This is a genomic window from Curtobacterium sp. MCBD17_030, assembly GCF_003224255.1.
GTDB lineage: Bacteria > Actinomycetota > Actinomycetes > Actinomycetales > Microbacteriaceae > Curtobacterium.
Map to the genome: position 1 here is coordinate 1 of NZ_QKLI01000042.1, position 1,486 is coordinate 1,486.

1 pseudogene is annotated in these 1,486 nt (G+C 66.8%); it reads right to left on the reverse strand.

The features are described 5' to 3' along the window. Positions 1–23: 23 nt before the first annotated feature. A pseudogene (locus DEI89_RS17210) lies at positions 24–1,296 on the reverse strand (IS110 family transposase). Between the last annotated feature and the right edge of the window lie 190 nt (positions 1,297–1,486).

Sequence of the window (1,486 nt, forward strand, 5' to 3'; positions counted from 1 at the left end):
GGGGGGTGTCCCTATGGTTTTTGTCAAGCTGCGAGTGGGACGGGTGGCTGGTAGAGGGTGCCGTCTCGGAGCATGGCGTAGAGGACGTCGCAGCGTCGTCTTGCGAGGGCGATGAGGGCTTGGTTGTGGCGCTTCCCGGCGGCAACTTTCCGGTCGTAGTAGACGCGTGAGACCGGGTCCCGGAGAGCGGCGAACGCGGAGAGGAACAGCGCCCGTTTCAGGACCTTGTTGCCGCGTCGGGACGCGTGTTCACCACGGATCGATGATCCGGAGCGCCTGGTGACCGGCGCGAGACCGGCATAGGAGGCGAGGTGGCCGGCGGACGCGAACTGCTTCCCGGCGACCTCGGTGAGGAGCCTTGCTTCGGTCCTGACGCCGACTCCCGGCATGCTCGTCAGGACGGGGTGAAGAGGGTGCGCCTCCACGAGCCGTTCGACCTCGACGGCGATCTCGGCTCGCTGCTGCCGCAACGATGCCAGTTGCGTGGCCAACTTCGGCAGCACGAGTGATGCCGCGTTCGTGCCGACCACGGTGACGCTCTGCTCCGACAAGGCCTGCACGATCTGGGCGGCGATGCGGCGACCGATGCGTGGGGCGAGGACGCTCAACCGGTTCCCGAGGCGCTTCTCGCCGGCCGAGGCCAATGCAGCCGGTGATGGGTAGCGCCGCAGCAGGTCCAGCACCGCTGGGTGGTCCAGGTGCGGGCCAAGGACCCGCTCGAGGGCGGGATGGATCTGGGTCAGCAGGCCGCGGACCCGGTTGCTGGTCGCGGTGATCTGACCGGCAAGGTCGTCATCGAAGCCGCAGAGCATCGACAACTCTGCGACCTGCTCGTCGGCGAGCTGAATCGAGCGCAGCGCGTGCGGCAACGTCCGGGCAGCCTCTGCGATGATCGCAGCGTCACGGGCGTCGGTCTTGGCTTCGCCCGCGTGCAGGTCCGCGATGCGTCGCATCGCAAGGCCCGGCAGGTAGCCGATCATCGCGCCCTCGTCCTGCGCGACGGCGAGCGGCAACGCGCCAATCGTTGCTGGCTGGTCCACCACGAACAGCACCGGTCCGTGATCCTTCAGACTGCGGATCAGCTCACGCAAGCGATGTTCGTCGTTGGGGAGCGCCTTATCGAACATCCGCTTGCCGGCCCGGTCCAGCGCGACCGCGTGATGCTCTCCTTTGCCGACGTCGACCCCGATGAACACGTCGACGTTGTCATGGCCGACGATGCCAACTTCCATGCCGTGTCCTCCGCTCATGATCGGAACTTCGTCGACCTGAACCAACAGCGGCGAGTCTCGGCATCCACGTTACGAACGGCACTCAGCGGAACTGGGCCCGGTCCCTATCAGCGATCACACGCCGCCTGACCGGGCCCGGTGACAACACCCCCCGGATCATCGAACGACAGGGGGCAGGGATCATGCCGGGCCCGACAGGCCAACACCCCTCAAGGATCACTCCTGACCAGGGCGCAAAGAAAGTAACGGGGCAC